The following is an 18,679-nucleotide window of genomic DNA, read 5'->3' on the forward strand; positions in this document are numbered from 1 at the left end:
CGGAGCCGGGCGCCCGCGGTCCGGCAGCGGGTGGGGGCGCGGGTGCCGCCATGGTCTCGTCCCCCTCTCCACCATCGCCACACAACCCGTTTGTGGCTATATATCCGTTTTCATGGAGAGGATGTACCCCGGAGACCTCCGCTCTGTCCCCGGCCGCACGGCCGGTCGGGACGGCGGCCGCACCGGCGACCCCCGGGGGTTACCGAGGGTCACCGGGGGCCGTCGGCGCGCTCACCGCGGCGGCCTCGGCAGGTTGAGGCCGAGCATGGCGATCAGCTCGCGCTGCACCTCGTTGACGCCGCCGCCGAAGGTGAGCACGAGCGCCCCCTTGGCCAGGCGGTCGAGGCGCCCGGCGAACTCGGCCGTCTCCGGGTCGGACAGGTCGCCGAAGCGGGCCACGACGTCGCCGAGGATCCGGCCGGCCTCCTGCATGGCCTCCGAGGAGTAGATCTTGGTGGCGGAGGCGTCCGGAGCGCCCAGCCAGCCGAGGTCCATGGCGGAGGCGACCTGCCAGTTGAGCAGCTCGTTGGTGCGGAACAGCACGTGGAGGAGGCCGAGCGCGCGGCGGACCTGGGGCTCGCCGTCGAGCCCGGCCCCGCGCGCCCAGTGCAGGAAGCGGTCGCGCAGGCGGCCGAGGTTGCCCGCCGGGCCGAGCGTGACCCGCTCGTGGTTGAGCTGGTCGACGATCAGGTCCCAGCCCCGGTTCACCTCGCCCACCACCATGTCCACCGGCACGCGCACGCCGGAGTAGTAGGTGGCGTTGGTGTGGTGCCGGCCGTCCATGGTGATGATCGGCGTCCAGGAGTAGCCGGGGTCGGAGCAGTCCACGATCATCATCGTGATGCCGCGGTGCCGCTTCGCCGCCGGGTCGGTCCGGGCGGCCAGCCAGATGTAGTGCGCGTAGTGGGCGCCGGAGGTGAAGACCTTCTGCCCGTCCACCACGTAGTGGTCGCCGTCGAGGACCGCCGTGGTGCGCAGCGCGGCCAGGTCGGTGCCCGCCTCCGGCTCGCTGTAGCCGACCGCGAAGTGGCACTCCCCGGCCAGGATACGCGGGAGGAAGAACTCCTTCTGGGCGGGTGTGCCGTGCTTCATGATGGTCGGGCCGACGGTCTGCACGGTGATGAGCGGGTAGGGCACCTCGGCGTGCGCGATCTCGTTGGCGAAGATCTGCTGCTCCACCGGGCCGTACCCGCCGCCGCCGTACTCCTCCGGCCAGCCCAGGCCGAGCTTGCCGTCGCGGCCGAGGCGCCGGCAGTGCTCCATGTAGGCGGGACCGAAGGGGTCGGCGTCGATCTTCGCGCGCTCCTCGGCGCTCAGGCAGCCCCGGAAGTACTCGCGCAGCTCGTCGCGGAGGCGCTTCTGCTCCGCGGTCAGGTCGATCATCATCCGGCCAGCGCTCCGATCGTGTCGAGCTGGAGCTCCGCGCCGCCCAGCAGCTGGGCGTGGTGCCGGCCCCAGGCGAAGTGGCGGTGGAGGGGGTAGGTCACGTCCAGGCCGATCCCGCCGTGCAGGTGCTGGCAGGCGTACAGGGCCTCGAGCGCCGGGCCGGCGGCGGTGAAGGCCGCCACCGCCAGGTCGGTGTCGGCCTCCCCGGCCGCGTCCCTGCCCGTCTCCCCTCCGGGGAAGGCGTCGGGTCCGCCGCCGGGGATCGCCCCGGGAAAGGCGCCGGATCCCCCGCCGGGGTGCCCCGCCAGCCGCCAGACGGCCGATCTGACGGTCACGTCCAGTGCCCGGGAGGCGATGTAGACGTCGGCGATCTGCATGGTCACCGCCTGGAACTCGGCCAGCGCCCGGCCGAACTGCCTGCGGGTGCGCAGGTAGCCGCAGGTCAGTTCCAGGGCGCCGGCCAGCACCCCGGAGACGACGGCCGCGGAGGCGGCGGTCGCGAGCCTGCCGAGCCCTCGCACGGCCTCCTCCCCGGCCGGGCCGCCGGGATCGCCGACCGGCCGTGCGGGCGTGCCGTCCAGCACGAGCACGGCCCCCGGCTCCCCGGACGGCAGGGGCACCGGCCGCAGCACGGCCGGGGCGGGCTCGACCAGGAACAGCCCGGGGCCGCCCGCGGTCTCGGCGGGCACGAGGACCCGCGCCGACTGGGCGGCGTAGGGCACCGCGGTGGTCCGGCCGTCGAGCAGCCAGCCGCCGCCTCCTTCCCGGGCCGTCACCCGGGACGACCCCGCCCGCTCCCCCGCCGGAGAGCGCCCGGGCGCGCCGCCGGGCCCCCGCGGCGCGGCGCTCAGCACGAGCTCCCCCTCCGCCAGCGGGGCCAGCTCCCGGCGCTGCCCGGCGTCGCCGTACCGGGCGACGGCCATCGCGGCGACGAGGCTCTGCTGGACCGGGACCGGGGCGACGCGGGCGCCGATCTCACGCAGGACGACGGCCAGCTCCACCGGCCCGAGCCCGGCGCCGCCCGCCTCCTCGGGCAGGACCGCGCCGAGCAGCCCGGCCCGGGCCAGGGAGCGCCACAGCCCCTCGTCGTACGGCGCGCCGCTCCGCTCGTGCTCCTGGCGGCGGGCCGGGGTGGTCTCCCGGTCGAGCAGTCCCGCCGCCAGAGCGCGCAGCTCTTCCTGTGTCTCGTCGAGGTTGAAGTCCACCGGCGCCTCCCGGAAGGGTCTCGAATCGCCCGACCAGAAATTAGAACAGATTCCAATAAGTGTCCAGATCCTCCTCGATCAACATCGCACAGAAAGCCGTCGTGAGATATATGTCATGCAAGGAGCAGGGACATTTGTGACCGGCCGGTAAGTCTTCGGAGAAGGCTGAAATCAGATAACGTGTTCTCATGCGTACTCCGCATGCGACCATCGAGGCGCCACCGGCCCCGCGCCTCACCGGCGCCTCCACCCCGGGCATCGCCGGACCCGCCACGACCGAGAGGGCATCCGGCGTGCAGAGCGAACCGTCCACCGACGTCCGCACGAGAAGTCAGCACCAGCGGCGCAAGCGCATCGTCCAGGCGGCCGCCGCGCTCGCCTCCCGGGGCGGCGTCGAGGCCATGCAGATGCGCACCGTCGCCGAGCGCGCCGGCGTCGCGCTCGGCACGCTCTACCGCTACTTCCCCTCCAAGATGGATCTCGTCGTCGCCGTCGTGAGCGAGGAGATCGAGCTGCTGGAGACCAGCATCGAGCGCCGCCCGCCCTCCGCCGCCACCCCGGCCGGCCGCGCGGTCGACGTGCTGATGCGGGCCACCCGGGGGCTCATGCGCGAGCCCGAGCTCGCCGACGCCCTCATCCGCTCGCTGATCATGACGGAGGTGGAGACCCCGTTCGGCGACCGCATGGCGGACCTGCTCATCCGCGTGGCGGGCGGAGGGCCGGGCGCGCAGGGCTCCGCCGCAGAGCCGACCGAGGAGCAGTTCGCCCTCGCCGGCTCGCTGGCGAGCGTCTGGGTCCACGAGTTGCTCGAAATGCTCCGCGGCCGGCGTACCCACGAGCAGATCCAGCGGCGCATCGAGATCGCCGCCGACCGGCTCTTCTCCGATTTCCAGGCCGCGCCTTCCGCCGGTAACTAGAACGGGTTACAGTCGAAGGCGCATCGACTGGAACCATGTTCTGTATTCCGCGCGTGCCCGCGCGGCGGGCCGGCCTCCCCCGCCCCCGTCCGGGCCGCGGGGCGAGGAGAGCGCATGAGTGCGGTGATCGTCGAGGCCGTGCGGACCCCGATCGGCAAGCGGGGCGGCGCCCTGGCCTGGCTGAAGCCCCAGGCCCTGCTCGCCCTCGCGCTGCGCGGCCTGGTGGACCGGGCCGGGATCGACCCGGCCGCCGTCGGCCAGGTCTTCGCCGGGTGCGTGACCCAGGCCGGCGAGCAGGGCGGCCACGTCGGGCGCTACGCCTGGCTGTACGCCGGTCTGCCGCACACCACGGGCGTGACCACGGTCGACGCCCAGTGCGGCTCCTCCCAGCAGGCCGTCCACCTCGCCGCCGCCCTCATCGACTCGGGCGTCATCGACGTCGGCGTCGCCTGCGGCGTCGAGGTGATGAGCCGCGTCCCGCTGGGCAGCAACGTCCTCCCCGCGACCGCCAAGCCCGACGACTGGTCCCTCGACATGCCCGACCAGTTCACCGCCGCCGAGCGGATCGCGCGCCGGCGCGGGCTGACCCGCGAGGACCTCGACCGGTTCGGCGCCCGCTCCCAGCAACTGGCCGCCAAGGCGTGGGCCGACGGCCGCTACGAGCGCGAGATCGTCCCGGTGACCGCCCCGGTCCTCGGTCCCGGCGGACCGCCGACCGGGGAGAGCCGTACGGTCACCCGGGACGAGGGCCTGCGCGAGACCACCGCGGAGACGCTCGCGCGGCTCCGGCCGGTCCTCGGGGAGGACGGCCTGCACACCGCCGGCACCTCCTCGCAGATCTCCGACGGCGCGGCGGCGGTGCTGCTGATGAGCGAGGCCGCCGCCGCCCGGCACGGCCTGCGTCCCCGGGCCCGGATCCGCGGCCAGGCGCTCGTCGGCGCCGAGCCGTACTACCACCTGGACGGCCCGGTGGACGCCACGGCCAAGGTCCTCGCCGACACCGGCATGACGGTGGGCGACATCGACCGTTTCGAGGTCAACGAGGCGTTCGCCTCGGTGGTGCTCTCCTGGGCCTCGGTACACGCGCCGGACATGGACCGGGTCAACGTGGGCGGCGGGGCCATCGCGCTCGGCCACCCGGTCGGCGCCACCGGGGCCCGGCTGGTCACCGGCGCCCTGCACGAGCTGGAGCGCTCCGACTCCTCGACCGCCCTGGTCACGATGTGCGCGGGCGGGGCGCTGGCCACCGCGACCGTCCTGGAGCGGCTGTAGGCCCCCACCGGCCGGCGGGGAGCCGCCCCGCCGACCGCCCCGCCGACCGCCCGCCGGCCCCCACGGCCTCCTTCGGGTCATCGGGGCCCTCGGCCCCCTACACTCCTGGGCATGCGATGCACGGGCGAGTCTGGACGGTGAGGCGTGGCGGTCACCGACGCCGCGATCGACAAGATCAAGCAGATGATCCTCTCCGGCGAGCTCGCCCCGGGCAGCCGGCTGCCGAAGGAGGCCGACCTCGCCGGGCGGCTCGGTCTGTCGCGCAACTCGCTGCGTGAGGCCGTCCGGGCCCTGGCGCTGATCAACGTGCTGGACGTGCGCCAGGGTGACGGGACCTACGTGACCAGCCTGGAGCCCGGCCTGCTGCTGGACGCGCTCTCCTTCGTGGTGGACTTCCACCGGGACGACACAGTCCTGCAGTTCTTCCAGGTCCGGCGGATCCTGGAGCCGGCGGCCACCGCGATGGCCGCGGCCCGGATGAGCGAGGCCGACGTCGCCGAGCTGCGCGCCGTCCTCGGCGAGCTGCCCGAGGAGCCGACCGTCGAGCAGCTCGTCGCCAACGACCTCCGCTTCCATCGGCGCATCGCCGAGGGCTCGGGCAACCCGGTGCTCTGCTCGCTCATCGAGAGCCTGTCCGGCCCGACCACCCGGGCGCGCGTCTGGCGGGGGCTCACCCAGGGGCGCGCGCTGGAGAAGACCCGCGAGCAGCACACCGCGATCTGCGACGCCATCGCCTCCCGCCAGCCGGAGGTCGCCCGGGCCTGGGCCACGGTCCACATCGCCGGGGTCGAGGAGTGGCTCCGCCGGACACTCGCCTGAACGATCGCCGGGGTCGAGGAGTGGCTCCGCCGGACACTCGCCTGAACGGACGTGAGCGGCTCAGCGCAGGAGGCCCTCGGCGGCGAGGTCGGACCAGAGTTCCTCGGGCACGGGAGCGGCGGCCAGGGCGGCGTTGCGGGTGACCTCGGCGGGCGAGCGGGCCCCGGCGACCACCGAGACGACCGCGGGATGGCGGAGCGGGAAGGCCAGCGCGGCCTGGGGCAGGGTGACGCCGTGGCGCTCGCAGACCGCGGCGATCCGGCGGGCCCGCCCCAGCAGCGGCCCGGGGGCGGGGGCGTAGTCGTAGGTGCCGGAGGGCTCGTGGGTGGCCAGCAGCCCGCTGTTGAACACCCCGGCCGCGAGCACCGCGACGCCGCGCTCCGCGCAGAGCGGGAGCAGCTCGCGCTCCGCCGACCGGTCGAGCAGCGTGTACCGGCCGGCGAGCATCACCACGTCCATGTCGGTCTCCCGGACGAACCGGGCGAGCATCTCCCACTGGTTCATGCCGGCCCCGATCGCCCGGACGACGCCCTGGTCGCGCAGCTCGGCCAGGGCCGGGTACGCCTCGGAGACGGCCTGCTCCCAGTGCTCGTCCGGGTCGTGGATCAGCACGATGTCGACCGCGTCCAGGCCGAGCCGCTGAAGGCTCTCCTCCAGCGAGCGCCGTACCCCGTCGCGCGAGTAGTCGCGGACCCGGCGCAGGTCCGCCGGGACGTCGAAGCCCTCGTCGTCCCGCCTGCCGGCGCCCTCCGGCGCCGGCGCCAGCAGGCGGCCGACCTTGGTGGAGAGCGTGTAGGCGCCGCGGGGGCGGCCGGCCAGCGCCGCGCCGAGCCGCCGTTCCGACAGGCCGAGCCCGTAGTGCGGCGCGGTGTCGAACAGCCGGATCCCCGCCTCGTAGGCGGCGCCGACCGCCGCGTGCGCGGTGGCGTCGTCCACCGCCGTGAACAGGTTGCCGATCGGGCCCCCGCCGAAGCCGTACCTGCCGAGGTCCTCTCCGATGCCCACCGCGCGCTCCTTCCCTGGACGCGCCGGGTCAGGACCGGGGTCGCGGCCGCAGGCCCTGCATGCCTCCGTCCACGGCCAGGGCCGTCCCGGTGGTGGAGGCCGCCAGCGGGCTCGCGAGGTGGGCGATCGCCGCGGCGACCTCCTCCGCGCTCACCAGGCGGCCCATCGGCTGCCGTGCCCGCAGGGCCGCCCGCTCCGCCTCCGGGTCGTCCGCCGCGTCCAGCAGCCGCTGCACCCACGGGGTGTCGGCGGTGCCGGGGTTGACGCAGTTGACCCGGATGCCCTCGTGCAGGTGGTCGGCGGCCATGGCGAGCGTGAGCGACTGCACCGCGCCCTTGGAGGCGCTGTAGAGCGCCCGCTGCGGGAGCCCGGCGGTGGCCGCGATCGAGCAGGTGTTGACGATCGCCGCGTGCGCGGACCTCCGCAGGTACGGCAGGGCCGCCCGGGTCACCCGGACCAGGCCGAGCACGTTCACGTCCAGGACGCGGAGCCACTCCTCGTAGGGGTTGTCCTCGACCGTCCCCGTGGCGCCGATCCCGGCGTTGTTGACCAGGATGTCCAGGCCGCCCAGCCGTCCGGCGGCCTCGGCGACCGCCGTGCGGACCTGCTCCTCGTCGGTGACGTCGGCCGTGACGCCGAGCAGCGGCGGCGCCGGTGACGCCGCCGGCCGCCCCGCCACCGGCCCCACCGGCCCCGTCGGCGGCCCCGCGAGCGGTCCGGCCGGCGGCTTCAGGTCCAGGCAGGCGACCGCCGCGCCGCGCCCGGCGAGCAGGGTGGCGGCGGCCAGGCCGATCCCGGAGCCGCCCCCGGTGACCAGCGCGCGCAGACCGCCCAACTCGGCCGCCATGACCCTCATCTCCGTGACGCTCATCCGCGTGACCTCCAGACCTCGCCGCCGGGATAGGAGTACGCGGCGACGGAGGCCGCGTGCATCCGCGCGCCGAAGCCGGGCCGGCCGGGCGCGACGTAGGAGCCGTCCCTGATGACCACCGGGTCGGCGAAGTGCTCGTGCAGGTGGTCTACGTACTCGATCACCCGGTTCTCCATCGAGCCGCTGACCGCGACGTAGTCGAACATCGACAGGTGCTGCACCAGCTCGCACAGGCCCACGCCGCCGGCGTGCGGGCAGACCGGGACGCCGAACTTGGCCGCGAGCAGCAGGATCGCGACGTTCTCGTTGACGCCCGCGACCCGGGCCGCGTCGAGCTGCAGGTAGGAGATCGCCCCGGCCTGCAGCAGCTGCTTGAAGACCGTGCGGTTGGCCACGTGCTCGCCGGTGGCGACCGGGATCGGCGCGACGGCCCTGGCGATGGCGGCGTGGCCGAGCACGTCGTCGGGGCTGGTCGGCTCCTCCACCCAGTGCGGCCGGAACTCGGCCAGCGCGCCCACCCAGGCGATCGCGGAGTCCACGTCCCAGCGCTGGTTGGCGTCGACGGCGATCGGGAAGTCCGCGCCGCAGGTCTCGCGGGCGACGCGCATGCGCCGACGGTCGTCCTCCAGGTCGGCGCCGACCTTCAGCTTGATCTGGGTGAACCCGGCGGCCATCGCCTCCTCGCAGAGGCGGCGCAGCTTCGCGTCGTCGTAGCCGAGCCAGCCGGGCGAGGTGGTGTAGGCCGGATAGCCGTGCTCCCGCAGGCGGGCGACGCGCGCGGCCCGGCCGGGCTCGGCGGCGCGCAGGATCTCCAGCGCCTCGGCCCGGGTGAGGGCGTCGGTGAGGTAGCGGAAGTCCACCAGGTCGACGATCTCCTCCGGGGGCATCTCGCCGAGCAGGAGCCAGAGCGGCTTGCCGGCGCGCCTGGCCCTCAGGTCCCACAGCGCGTTGACCACGGCGGAGATCGCCATGTGCATGACGCCCTTCTCCGGTCCGAGCCAGCGCAGCTGGGAGTCGTGGACCATCTCCCGCCCGAGCGCCCCGAGGTCCTCGGCGTCCCTGCCCACCACGTACGGCGCCAGCGCCTCGACGGCGGCGGTCTGCACCTCGTTGCCGCGCCCGATGGTGAAGGCGAAGCCGTACCCCTCGAATCCGTCGTCGGTGCGGAGCACCAGATAGGCGGCCGAGTAGTCCGGGTCCGGGTGCATCGCGTCGGAGCCGTCGAGCTCCCGCGAGGTCGGGAAGCGGACGTCGTGGCAGGTGAACGAGGTGATCCGGTAGGGTCCCGGGCCCACCGGGCCCTCCGCGGGCGCGGCGGGCCCGGGGACGGCGGTGTCGCTCACGTCGCCTCCTCCGTCGGCCCCGCGAGCGACGCTGCTGCGCTCATGGTTCGCTCGCTCCGCTCGCTCACGTCGCCTCCTCCGTCGGCCCCGCGAGCGACGCTGCTGCGCTCATGGTTCGCTCGCTCCGCTCGCTCACGCCCGCCCCACCGTCTGGCGCTGGCGGCCCAGACCGTCGATCTCCAGCTCCACGACCTGGCCCGCCCGCAGGTACGGCGTGCCGGCCCGGCCGAGCGCGACGCCCGCGGGGGTGCCGGTGTTGATGACGTCACCGGGCTCCAGGACCATGAAGCGGCTGAGGTAGCGGACGATCTCCGCCACCGGGAAGACCATGTCCTCGGTGGTGCCGTCCTGGCGCGGCTCCCCGTCCACCCACAGGCGCAGGCCCAGGTTCTGCGGGTCGGGGACCTCGTCGGCCGTGACCAGCCAGGGACCGAGGGGGTTGAAGGTCTCGCAGGACTTGCCCTTGTCCCACTGCCCGCCGCGCTCCAGCTGGAACTCCCGCTCGGAGACGTCGTTGGAGATCGTGTAGCCCGCGACCGCGGCCAGCGCCTCCTCGTGCGTCTCCAGATAGCGGGCCGTGCCCCCGATGACGACGGCCAGCTCGACCTCCCAGTCGGTCTTCACGCTGCCGCGCGGGATGAGGACCTCGTCGTCGGGCCCGACGACCGTGTTGGGGGCCTTCATGAAGACCACCGGCTCCGCGGGGAGCGGCGCGCCGGTCTCCTCGGCGTGGTCGCGGTAGTTGAGCCCGATGCACACGATCTTGCCGGGCCGGGCGACCGGCGGACCGGTCCGCAGGCCGGCGGCGTCGAGGACGGGCAGCTCGCCGGCCTCCAGGGCCGCGCGGACCCGGGCCACTCCTCCGGACGCGAAGAACGCCCCGTCGATCTCCTCGGAGATCGCACGGAGGTCACCGGCCCCGTCCATGACGGCCGCCCGCTCCTGACCGGCCGGTCCTACTCGCAGCAGCTTCACACCGCGCCCCTCGTCGATACATCGGATGTCTTGCCCAAGATGCTCGCCGGGTCGGCCGCGCTCCGTCAACCCTCCGCCGACGGCCGGACGCGATCCCCACCTGACAGGAGCAGCGGTCCATCCATATAAACCCGGTCATCCGGCGGGCGATCCGACCGGCCGCGGAGCCGCACCGGGAGGCCTTCCAAGCGGCCCGAGCGGCGGAGAGTCGTTCGACGAATCCCCGACACAAGCACCGAGAGACATCAGACCTCGGATCTAATTACCTGTGGGTTTTACTTTCGTCACCGCGGCACCCCTCCCCGCCGGCCACCGCCCCCGGTTCCGCGGCCCGCGTCCCTGGCGATCCCCCTCCTCGCACGGATGACCACGGACAAGCACGGATAAAGAGGCGCACCCGCGGGTAGACGGCGCCGTACCGCCACCGGTCCCGGCAGCCGGGACACCGCCTTGACGGTCCAGGGGGCCCGTAATAGAACACGTTTCAGAAACGTAGTCAACCAAGCGTTTGATCAATTACTCCGGAGGACGGCGGCCGGGACGCGGGGACCACGTTTCCGCGCCCTCCGTGCCGCCGAGGACATGCCCGTACGCTCCACGTGGGAGAACGCTGATGGACATCAACCTCATCGACCAGGACTTCTACGCGCGGTACGGGCCTCCCCACGAGCAGTTCGCCTGGTTGCGGGCCAACGACCCCGTGCACCGGCACCCCGACCCGGACGGCCCCTCCTTCTGGGCGGTCACCCGGCACGCCGACGTGGTCCACGTCTCCCGCCACTCGGACCTGTTCTCCTCCCACCGCAGGCTCGCGCTCTTCAACGAGATACCGGAGGAGGAGCGCGAGATGCAGCGGATGATGATGCTCAACCAGGACCCCCCCGAGCACACCCGGCGCCGCTCCCTGGTCAACCGGGGTTTCACCCCCCGGATCATCGGGCGGCTGGAGCAGCACATCCGCGACATCTGCAACGACCTGGTGGACGAGGCCAAGGGCCGCGACTCGGTCGACTTCGTCCGGGACATCGCCGCCCCACTCCCGCTCTACGTGATCTGCGAGCTGCTCGGCGCCCCCGTCGAGGACCGCGACAAGCTCTTCAACTGGTCCAACCGGATGATCGGGGCCGAGGACCCCGACTACGCCACCGAGCCGGCCGAGGGCCACGCCGCCGCCATGGAGGTCTACGCCTACGCCAACGAGCTGGCCGCCCGGCGGCGCGCGGAGCCGCGCGACGACATCATCACCAGGCTCCTGCAGCCCGCCGAGAACGGCGAGGCGCTCGACGAGCACGAGTTCGACCTGTTCGTGCTGCTCCTGGTGGTCGCGGGCAACGAGACGACCCGCAACGCCGCCTCCGGCGGCATGCTGACCTTCTTCGAGCATCCGGAGCAGTGGGCCCGGCTGGTGGCCGAGCCGGGGCTCGCCCCCACCGCGGCCGAGGAGATCGTCCGCTGGGTCTCCCCGGTCAACCTCTTCCGCCGCACGGCGACCGCCGACACGGTGATCGGAGGGCAGCCGGTCCGCGAGAACGACAAGATCGTGGTCTTCTACCCCTCGGCCAACCGGGACGAGTCCGTCTTCGACTCCCCGGACGTCTTCGACATCGGCCGCGACCCCAACCCGCACATCGGCTTCGGCGGCGGCGGGGCCCACTTCTGCCTCGGCAACCACCTGGCCAAGCTGGAGCTGCGGGTGCTCTTCGAGACCCTGGCCGACCGGCTGCCGAAGATCTCCCAGGCCGGCCCGGCCCGCCGCCTCCGCTCCAACTTCATCAACGGCATCAAGGAACTGCCGGTCACCCTCGCCTGAAGCCCGCCCCGCCGATCGGCATCCCACTGACCGACGGGGCATTCTCCTCTCGAGAACTTCTGCCGAGTCCACCGTCTTCGAGACTCACCGTATTTAGAATATTCTTAACTACGATGACTGCCGCGAGGAGACCCGGTGGACGAGTGGGAGATCTTCTTCACCGATGAAGTGGGAGAATTCCTCGACACTCTGAGCGAGACCGATCCCGTTTCCTACAAGCTGGTCAACCAGGCCATCTTGATATTGGAACGCAACGGTCCCGCAGAGGGCCGCCCACTCGTGGACACGATCACAGGCTCCAAGATTCCCAACATGAAAGAGCTCAGGCCGGGCTCCGCAGGCCGCAGCGAGATCCGTATCCTGTTCGTCTTCGATCCCTGGAGGGCCGCCATCTTGCTGGTGGCCGGTGACAAAGCAGGTAACTGGGAACGCTGGTACCGGACGGCTGTACCGCGAGCCGAGCTGCTGTACGAGCTCTATCTGGTGGAACGACAGAAGGAGATGGACCGGTGAGCAACTACCGCAGGTGGCGTGAGAGCGGCCACCTGGAGCGGGCGATCGAAATCGCCGGTGGTCCCGAGCAGTTCGAGAGCGAAGTACGGCAACAGCGCGCCCAGGCGCAGGGATGGCGGCTGGGTGAGATGCGCAAACGCCGCGGCCTCACTCAGGCTCAGGTGGCCGAGCGCATGGGCGTCTCCATCGCTCGGGTATCCCAGATCGAGAAGGGCGACGTCTCCACCAGGGAGGTCCTCGACCGCTACGTGGCCGCGCTCGGCGGCACCCTCAAGCTCGTAGCCGACTTCGGAGACGAGCAGCTGAAGGTCAGCTGACCGCAGGGGCCCACCGGCCCGCCGCCTCCGCTCCAACTTCATCAACGGCATCAAGGAGCTCCCGGTCACCCTCGCCTGACCCCGGATCCCGCGGACCGGTCACCCCGCCGGCCGCGGGAGGCCGTGCCCCGCACCGGATACGGCATGCGATCATGCTCGACCATGAGGACGTCCCCGGAACCGATCTCCCACGAGGTGGCGCTGACCGCGTTCACCGAGGCGTTCACCGCGCTGGACGAGCTGGCCGCCTCGCTCGATGACAGGTCGCTGACCGGACCGAGCCGCTGCCGCGGCTGGTCGGTCGGCGACGTGCTCTGCCACCTGCACCTCGGCGTCCAGGACGTGCTCGTCGCCCTCGCCACACCGGCGGACGCGGAGCCGGACACCGACTTCGTGTCCGTGTGGCGGGACGGGGGCGGCGACGAGGAGGGCGCTCTGGCGCACCTGCGTTTCGTGCGCCTGGTCGCCTCGGCGTACCGGAGGCCGAGCGCCCTCGTCGCGCACATGTCGCCCGCCGTACGCGCGGCGGTCCGGCAGGCGGGAACGGTGCCGGAAGGGGCCCGCGTCGAGCAGTACGGCCGGAGCCTGGCCGTGGCGGACCTCCTCGCCGAGTGGGCGGTGGAGGCGGCGATCCACCACCTCGACGTGACCGCCGGCGTCGACACGGCCCCGCCGCCCCCGGCCTCGGCGCTGGCCGTCGTCCGGCGCACCTTCGACGGTCTCGCCGGAGCGCCCGCGGGCGCCGCCTGGGACGACGTGGCCTACGCGCTCAAGGGCAGCGGGCGTGTGCCGCTGACCGGAAGCGAGCGCGAGCGCCTCGGCGCGGTGGCGGACCGGTTCCCGCTCCTCGGCTGAGGGACGCGCCGGGTCGCCGGGCGCTTCCCGGCCGGGCACCCCGCCGTGCGGCCGGGAGCCGTACGTCACGGCGGGGCGCCGGTCACCTGAGGACGGGGTTCTTGCGGACCAGGCCGGTGCGGCCCCACTGGCGGCCGAGGCCCCAGGTGTCGCCGGCTCGCGACAGGGCGAGACCGGCCAGCACGAGGGCGTAGATGATGTGGTCGTCGATGATCGGGTTGGTCTCCAGCGGCAGCGCGGCCAGCCACATGAGGACCATCATCACGGCGCCGGCGACGGCCGCGATCTTCATACCGATGCCCAGGATCAGCGCGAGGCCGACGCCGAGCAGGCCGATCATGAACAGCCAGTCCACCCAGGCCTGCCCGGCCAGGCTGGAGAAGAACCCGCCGAACATGTTCTCTCCACTCCCCTTGAGGAAGCCAGTGGTCGGGCTGCCGCCGTTGAGCCAGGACCTCTCGCTCGGCGTGGAGAAGCCCAGGCCGAGCAGCTTGTCCAGGAAGGCCCAGAGGAAGATCCAGCCGAGCGCGATGCGGGTCACGGCCCAGACCTTGTCCGCGGCGGACGAGCGCGCCGGGGCGGCAGGGGCATCGGGCCCCTGCGAGTAAACGGTTGCCATGGGACGACTCCCCCTCCGACGTCTTCTCCCGCCCGGACCCGTCGTCCGCGGCGGGACAGGGCGCGGGCCGGAACACCGGTACCCCGGCGTCGCAGACCGGAGCAGCGGCATATCCAGACATATCGCCCTATCGCTGCCGCATGCCCCTGCCTGGGGAAAGGAAACATCGGATGGCACGTCGCCAAGGTCGGCATGGTCCGGGACCACCCGCCCGGACCGGGGCGGCCCGGAGCCGTACGCCCGTCAGGGCCAGGAGGAGTCCTGCTCGGGGTCGCCGCCCTCGGACAGGAGGCGGATGTCGGACTCGACCATCATGGCCACCAGCTCCTCGAAGGAGACCGAGGGCTCCCAGCCGAGCTGCGCCCGCGCCTTCTTCGGGTCGGCGCAGAGCAGGTCGACCTCGGCCGGGCGGTGCAGCGTCTGGTCGCAGACCACGTACCGCTCCCAGTCGAGACCGGCGGCGGAGAAGGCGGCCTCGACCAGCTCCCGCACCGAGTGGGTGCGGCCGGTGCCGATCACGTAGTCCTCGGGCGTGTCCGCCTGGAGCATCAGGTGCATCGCCCGGGCGTAGTCGCCCGCGTAGCCCCAGTCGCGGCGGGCCTCCAGGTTGCCCAGGCGCAGCTCCGCGGCCATCCCCAGCTTGATGCGGGCCGCCCCGAGGGAGACCTTCCGGGTGACGAACTCGGCGCCGCGGCGCGGGGACTCGTGGTTGAACAGGATGCCGCTGACGGCGAACATCCCGTAGGACTCACGGTAGTTCTGGGTCAGGAAGTGGCCGTAGGCCTTGGCCACGCCGTACGGCGAGCGCGGGTGGAAGGGCGTGGTCTCGGTCTGCGGGGTCTCCCTGACCTGGCCGAACATCTCCGACGACGACGCCTGGTAGAAGCGGATCTGCCCGCTCGCGCCCGGGGTGCGGGAGGCGGAGATCCCCGAGCAGACCCGGATGGCCTCCAGCATGCGCAGCACGCCCATGCCGGTCACCTCGCCGGTGAGCTCGGCCTGCTCCCACGACATCGGCACGAACGAGATGGCGCCCAGGTTGTAGACCTCGTCGGGGCGGACCTTCTCCACCGCGGAGATCAGCGAGCCCTGGTCGAGCAGGTCGCCGCGGACGAGCTGGACGTCCGCCAGGAGCTTGCGCACCCGGGAGACACGCGGGTTGGCCTGCCCGCGCACGAGGCCCCAGACCTCGTAGCCCTCGCTCAGCAGATGCTCCGCCAGGTAAGAACCGTCCTGCCCGGTGATGCCGGTGATCAGCGCGCGCCTGGCCAAGGCGTCCTCCTCGCTCGTCGGGCGGGGCGCCGCGCCCGCACTCGGGTGCGCCCGAACAGTGTGCCGTTGACTGGCGAATGTACCGCCCTGCCCGGGTACGGGCACCATAGCGCGTCTCGCGCCCCTAGTAGAACCTGTTACACCGAATCATGCTCGGACAGGCCAACATCGCAGCTTGCGCGCCTTGGAAGTGACACTGAGCACAATTCCACATTAGAAGCGTGAGACCTACCAAATGGTAGGGTCCGAGGTCTAAGGTCATCTTTCACGGTACCTGTCCGCACCCGGACAGGGTGAGGAAGGGGTTGCCGTGCCAGGTGCGGACTCGCTGCGGATCGCGTTGCTGTCCTACCGGAGCAAGCCGACCTGCGGCGGCCAGGGTGTCTACCTGCGCCACCTGAGCCGGGAGCTGGTCGCCCTCGGTCATCACGTCGAGGTCTTCTCCGGCCAGCCGTACCCCGAGCTCGACGAGGGCGTCATCCTCAACAAGGTCCCCAGCCTGGACCTCTACCGCGACGAGGACCCCTTCCGCACGCCCGGGCTGCGCGAGTTCCGCGACTGGATCGACGTGCTCGAGGTCGCGACCATGTGGACCGCCGGCTTCCCCGAGCCGCTGACCTTCACCCTGCGGGCCCGCCGCGAGCTGGCCAGGCGGGTCGGCGACTTCGACGTCGTCCAGGACAACCAGACGCTCGGGTACGGCCTGCTCGGCATCCAGAAGCTCTTCCCGGTGGTCGGCACCATCCACCACCCGATCAGCGTGGACCGGCGCATCGAGCTGAAGGCCGCCCCCCTGCGCAAGCAGTTCTCCATGCGGCGCTGGTACGGCTTCGTGCGGATGCAGGCCCGGGTCGCCCCCCGGCTGAACCCGATCCTGACCGTCAGCGAGTCCTCCCTCGCCGACATCCACCGCGACTTCAACGTCCCCCAGGCCAACATGCGGCTCATCCCGCTGGGCGTGGACACCCGCTACTTCCACCCGCGCCCGGAGCTGCCCAAGCGCCCCGGCTCGATCGTCGCCGTGGCCAGCGCCGACTCCCCGATGAAGGGCGTCGCGACGCTGCTGCGGGCGGTCGCCAAGCTCGCCACCGAGCGCGACGTGAACCTGACCGTGGTCAGCAAGCCGACGCCCGGCGGCCCGACCGAGAAGCTGGTGGCCGAGCTCTCCCTGGCCGACCGGGTCCGGTTCGTGCACGGCATCTCCGACGAGGAGCTGGGCGAGCTGATCGCCACCTCGGAGATCGCGGTCGTCCCCTCGCTCTACGAGGGCTTCTCGCTGCCCGCCGTGGAGCACATGGCCTCCGGGACCCCGCTCGTCGCCTCCCGGACCGGAGCCCTGCCCGAGGTCGTCGGCGACGCCGCGGTGCAGGTCACGCCCGGCGACCCGGAGGAGCTGGCCGCCGTGCTGCGCCGCCTGCACGACTCGCCCGAGGAGCGGGCGGAGGTCGGCAGACGCGGCTACGAGCGCGCCATGGAGCGCTTCACCTGGAACGTCGTGGCGCAGCGGACCGTGGAGGCCTACCGAGAGGCCATCCGGGCCCGGCACGCGAAGTGATCACCACCATCCCTGCAAGGAGCGGCAAGTGCTGACTGTCGACTTCGGCCGGTTGCCCGTCGGGCCCGGGAACCGAGTCCTCGATCTCGGCTGCGGCGGCGGGCGGCACGCCTTCGAGGTGCTGCGCCGGGGCGCCGACGTGGTGGCGTTCGACATGGACGCCGAGGAGCTGAAGGGCGTGGCGACCATGTTCGCCGCGATGGAGCAGGCCGGCGAGGTGCCCGACGAGGCGACCGCCGAGACCGTGACCGGCGACGCACTGGACATGCCCTTCGACGACGCGAGCTTCGACCGGGTGATCGCCGCCGAGGTCCTGGAGCACATCCCCGACGACATGGCCGCGATGCGGGAGATCTTCCGGGTGCTCAAGCCGGGCGGCCTGGCCGCGATCACGGTGCCGAGCTTCCTGCCCGAGCGGATCTGCTGGGCGCTGGACGAGGACTACCACACCGCCCCCGGCGGGCACGTGCGGATCTACACGCTCGCCGAGCTCGGCGCGAAGCTGAAGGCCACCGGCTTCGTCATCGGCCCGCACCACCACGCCCACGGCCTGCACGCGCCGTACTGGTGGATCAAGTGCGCCGTCGGGGTGAACAACGACGACCACCCGCTGGCCAAGGCCTACCACGAGCTGCTCGTCTGGGACATCATGAAGCGCCCGGCGGCCACCCGCATCGCCGAGGCCCTGCTCAACCCGGTCATCGGCAAGAGCGTCGTGCTCTACGTACGGAAGCCCGCCTGACGCCATGACGGCAGGGGGCGAGCGGAGCGGCGGGCCGTACGACGGGCCCGCCGATGTGACGGACGAGGGCGGCGAGCCGCCCGCGGTGACCGGGCGGCTCGCCGGCGGTGAGCCGCCCACCGGCTGGGACCGGGACGACGAGCCGCCCGTCGGCTGGGACCGGATCGTGCAGACCGCGCGCAGCATCGCGGCCGTGCAGGAGGCCGACGGCGGCGTGCCGTGGCCCGAGGGCCACGTGGACGCCTGGAACCACGTCGAGTGCCTGATGGCGATGAGCGTGGCCGGGCTGACCGAGCAGGTCCGGCGCGGGTACGACTGGCTCGTCCGCACCCAGCGGACCGACGGGTCCTGGCCGATGAAGCTGGTCGGCGGCGAGGCGGTCGAGCACGGCGGGGAGTCGAACCACGCCGCCTACGTGGCCGTCGGCGTCTGGCACGAGCTGCTGGTCACCGGTGACGAGGCCTTCGCCCGCGAGATGTGGCCCGTCGTGCGCTCCGCCCTCGACTTCGTGGTGGGCCTGCAGACCACCCGGGGCGAGATCGTCTGGGAGCGGGCCGCGGACGGCCGGGCCGCCTCCTACGCCCTGCTGACCGGGTGCGCCTCCATCCACCAGGGCCTGCGCTGCGGCGTGCTGCTCGGCGACCGCCTGGGCGACCCGCAGCCCGACTGGGAGCTCGCGGCCGACCAGCTCGCCCACGTGCTGGCCGCCCACCCGGAGGCCTTCGCCGACAAGAGCCGCTGGTCGATGGACTGGTACTACCCGATCCTCGGCGGCGCGCTGCGCGGCCCGGCGGCCCACGCCCGGCTGGCCGAGGAGTGGGACACCTTCGTCGTGCCGGGCCTGGGCATCCGCTGCGTCTCCGACCAGCCCTGGGTGACCGGGGCGGAGACCTGCGAGCTGGCGCTGGCCCTGGACGCGCTGGGCGAGCGCGAGCGGGCGGTGCGGCTCTTCACCGACATGCAGCACCTGCGGCACGAGGACGGCTCCTACTGGACCGGCTGGCAGTTCGTGAACCGCAAGCACTTCCCGCACGAGCGCTCGGCCTACACCGCGGCCGCCGTCGTGCTCGCCGCCGACGCGCTGTACGGCCACACCGCCGGCTCGGGCGTCTTCCGGGACGCCGGCCGGCAGGCGGACGGCGCCGACCGGCCCACCGCGGCCTGCGGCTGCAGCCACGCCCGCTCCCGCGGCTGACGGTCCCC

General features: G+C 72.8%; 18 protein-coding genes. 10 read left to right on the forward strand and 8 right to left on the reverse strand.

Annotation, left to right across the window (positions count from 1 at the left end; genetic code table 11):
- Positions 1-231 precede the first annotated feature (231 nt).
- Positions 232-1,386 carry an acyl-CoA dehydrogenase family protein gene (locus ACFOWE_RS23915; RefSeq protein WP_377291463.1) on the reverse strand — a complete coding sequence of 385 codons (1,155 nt, stop codon included), beginning with the start codon at positions 1,384-1,386 and terminating at the stop codon, positions 232-234.
- Complete coding sequence (locus ACFOWE_RS23920) at positions 1,383-2,591, reverse strand: acyl-CoA dehydrogenase family protein (protein ID WP_377291465.1); 1,209 nt, start codon at positions 2,589-2,591, stop codon at positions 1,383-1,385. Before ACFOWE_RS23920 ends, ACFOWE_RS23915 begins: the two co-directional genes overlap by 4 nt.
- A gap of 188 nt (positions 2,592-2,779) precedes the next feature.
- Between ACFOWE_RS23920 and ACFOWE_RS23925 the strand changes: the two genes are divergently transcribed.
- The 3 genes from ACFOWE_RS23925 to ACFOWE_RS23935 all read left to right on the forward strand — a co-directional run bounded on the left by ACFOWE_RS23925 (position 2,780) and on the right by ACFOWE_RS23935 (position 5,599).
- The gene (locus ACFOWE_RS23925; RefSeq protein ID WP_377291467.1) at positions 2,780-3,508 is read left to right on the forward strand and encodes a TetR family transcriptional regulator; all 729 of its coding nucleotides are present in this window, start codon (positions 2,780-2,782) and stop codon (positions 3,506-3,508) included.
- 114 nt (positions 3,509-3,622) lie between these two features.
- Entirely contained in the window at positions 3,623-4,780 is a 1,158-nt protein-coding gene (locus ACFOWE_RS23930) for a steroid 3-ketoacyl-CoA thiolase (protein ID WP_377291469.1), read from the forward strand.
- Between the two features lie 144 nt (positions 4,781-4,924).
- Positions 4,925-5,599: a FadR/GntR family transcriptional regulator gene (locus ACFOWE_RS23935; protein WP_377291471.1), complete on the forward strand. Its 675-nt coding sequence runs from the start codon at positions 4,925-4,927 to the stop codon at positions 5,597-5,599.
- 60 nt (positions 5,600-5,659) lie between these two features.
- Here the strand turns inward: ACFOWE_RS23935 and ACFOWE_RS23940 are convergent, their stop codons facing one another.
- The 4 genes from ACFOWE_RS23940 to ACFOWE_RS23955 form a co-directional block, all read right to left on the reverse strand.
- Positions 5,660-6,604, reverse strand: a complete 945-nt coding sequence (locus ACFOWE_RS23940) for an aldo/keto reductase (protein ID WP_377291473.1) — start codon at positions 6,602-6,604, stop codon at positions 5,660-5,662.
- A 28-nt stretch (positions 6,605-6,632) separates the two neighbouring features.
- The gene (locus ACFOWE_RS23945) at positions 6,633-7,475 is read right to left on the reverse strand and encodes an SDR family NAD(P)-dependent oxidoreductase (protein ID WP_377291475.1); all 843 of its coding nucleotides are present in this window, start codon (positions 7,473-7,475) and stop codon (positions 6,633-6,635) included.
- Positions 7,472-8,818, reverse strand: a complete 1,347-nt coding sequence (locus tag ACFOWE_RS23950; RefSeq protein ID WP_377291477.1) for an L-fuconate dehydratase — start codon at positions 8,816-8,818, stop codon at positions 7,472-7,474. The genes ACFOWE_RS23945 and ACFOWE_RS23950 overlap by 4 nt, the downstream gene beginning before the upstream one ends.
- A 132-nt stretch (positions 8,819-8,950) precedes the next feature.
- A complete protein-coding gene (locus ACFOWE_RS23955; protein ID WP_377291479.1) occupies positions 8,951-9,793 on the reverse strand; it encodes a fumarylacetoacetate hydrolase family protein in 843 nt (280 codons plus the stop codon).
- A 613-nt stretch (positions 9,794-10,406) separates the two neighbouring features.
- On the opposite strand from ACFOWE_RS23955, the gene ACFOWE_RS23960 reads away from it, so the two are divergent.
- The 4 genes from ACFOWE_RS23960 to ACFOWE_RS23975 all read left to right on the forward strand — a co-directional run bounded on the left by ACFOWE_RS23960 (position 10,407) and on the right by ACFOWE_RS23975 (position 13,288).
- Positions 10,407-11,603 (forward strand): cytochrome P450, encoded by a 1,197-nt coding sequence (locus ACFOWE_RS23960; RefSeq protein WP_377291481.1) that lies wholly within the window; start codon positions 10,407-10,409, stop codon positions 11,601-11,603.
- Between the two features lie 135 nt (positions 11,604-11,738).
- On the forward strand, positions 11,739-12,116 hold the full coding sequence (locus ACFOWE_RS23965; protein ID WP_377291483.1) for a type II toxin-antitoxin system RelE/ParE family toxin: 378 nt from the start codon (positions 11,739-11,741) through the stop codon (positions 12,114-12,116).
- Positions 12,113-12,433, forward strand: coding sequence for a helix-turn-helix domain-containing protein (locus ACFOWE_RS23970; RefSeq protein WP_377291485.1), 321 nt, complete (start codon positions 12,113-12,115; stop codon positions 12,431-12,433). Before ACFOWE_RS23965 ends, ACFOWE_RS23970 begins: the two co-directional genes overlap by 4 nt.
- Before the next feature lie 162 nt (positions 12,434-12,595).
- A complete protein-coding gene (locus ACFOWE_RS23975; RefSeq protein ID WP_377291487.1) occupies positions 12,596-13,288 on the forward strand; it encodes a maleylpyruvate isomerase N-terminal domain-containing protein in 693 nt (230 codons plus the stop codon).
- A gap of 82 nt (positions 13,289-13,370) precedes the next feature.
- Here ACFOWE_RS23975 and ACFOWE_RS23980 read toward each other — a convergent pair whose 3' ends face one another.
- Together ACFOWE_RS23980 and ACFOWE_RS23985 are read right to left on the reverse strand one after the other, a co-directional pair.
- The gene (locus tag ACFOWE_RS23980; protein WP_377291489.1) at positions 13,371-13,907 is read right to left on the reverse strand and encodes a DoxX family membrane protein; all 537 of its coding nucleotides are present in this window, start codon (positions 13,905-13,907) and stop codon (positions 13,371-13,373) included.
- Positions 13,908-14,150: 243 nt separating this feature from the next.
- Positions 14,151-15,179, reverse strand: a complete 1,029-nt coding sequence (locus ACFOWE_RS23985) for a GDP-mannose 4,6-dehydratase (RefSeq protein WP_377291491.1) — start codon at positions 15,177-15,179, stop codon at positions 14,151-14,153.
- A gap of 310 nt (positions 15,180-15,489) precedes the next feature.
- On the opposite strand from ACFOWE_RS23985, the gene ACFOWE_RS23990 reads away from it, so the two are divergent.
- The 3 genes from ACFOWE_RS23990 to ACFOWE_RS24000 are packed head-to-tail and all read left to right on the forward strand — an operon-like array spanning position 15,490 to position 18,671.
- Positions 15,490-16,734, forward strand: coding sequence for a glycosyltransferase family 4 protein (locus ACFOWE_RS23990; RefSeq protein WP_377291493.1), 1,245 nt, complete (start codon positions 15,490-15,492; stop codon positions 16,732-16,734).
- A gap of 28 nt (positions 16,735-16,762) precedes the next feature.
- Entirely contained in the window at positions 16,763-17,476 is a 714-nt protein-coding gene (locus ACFOWE_RS23995; RefSeq protein ID WP_377291495.1) for a class I SAM-dependent methyltransferase, read from the forward strand.
- 4 nt (positions 17,477-17,480) lie between these two features.
- On the forward strand, positions 17,481-18,671 hold the full coding sequence (locus tag ACFOWE_RS24000; protein WP_377291497.1) for a prenyltransferase: 1,191 nt from the start codon (positions 17,481-17,483) through the stop codon (positions 18,669-18,671).
- Positions 18,672-18,679: the final 8 nt, after the last annotated feature.

This window comes from Planomonospora corallina (assembly GCF_042650625.1).
Classification (GTDB): domain Bacteria; phylum Actinomycetota; class Actinomycetes; order Streptosporangiales; family Streptosporangiaceae; genus Planomonospora_B; species Planomonospora_B corallina.

Coding starts and splice junctions, on each gene's coding strand:
- ACFOWE_RS23915 (WP_377291463.1), bottom strand. CDS start 1,386: ATGATGATCGACCTGACCGCGGAGCAGAAGCGCCTCCGCGACGAGCTG.
- ACFOWE_RS23925 (WP_377291467.1), top strand. CDS start 2,780: ATGCGTACTCCGCATGCGACCATCGAGGCGCCACCGGCCCCGCGCCTC.
- ACFOWE_RS23930 (WP_377291469.1), top strand. CDS start 3,623: ATGAGTGCGGTGATCGTCGAGGCCGTGCGGACCCCGATCGGCAAGCGG.
- ACFOWE_RS23945 (WP_377291475.1), bottom strand. CDS start 7,475: ATGAGCGTCACGGAGATGAGGGTCATGGCGGCCGAGTTGGGCGGTCTG.
- ACFOWE_RS23960 (WP_377291481.1), top strand. CDS start 10,407: ATGGACATCAACCTCATCGACCAGGACTTCTACGCGCGGTACGGGCCT.
- ACFOWE_RS23975 (WP_377291487.1), top strand. CDS start 12,596: ATGAGGACGTCCCCGGAACCGATCTCCCACGAGGTGGCGCTGACCGCG.
- ACFOWE_RS23980 (WP_377291489.1), bottom strand. CDS start 13,907: ATGGCAACCGTTTACTCGCAGGGGCCCGATGCCCCTGCCGCCCCGGCG.
- ACFOWE_RS24000 (WP_377291497.1), top strand. CDS start 17,481: ATGACGGCAGGGGGCGAGCGGAGCGGCGGGCCGTACGACGGGCCCGCC.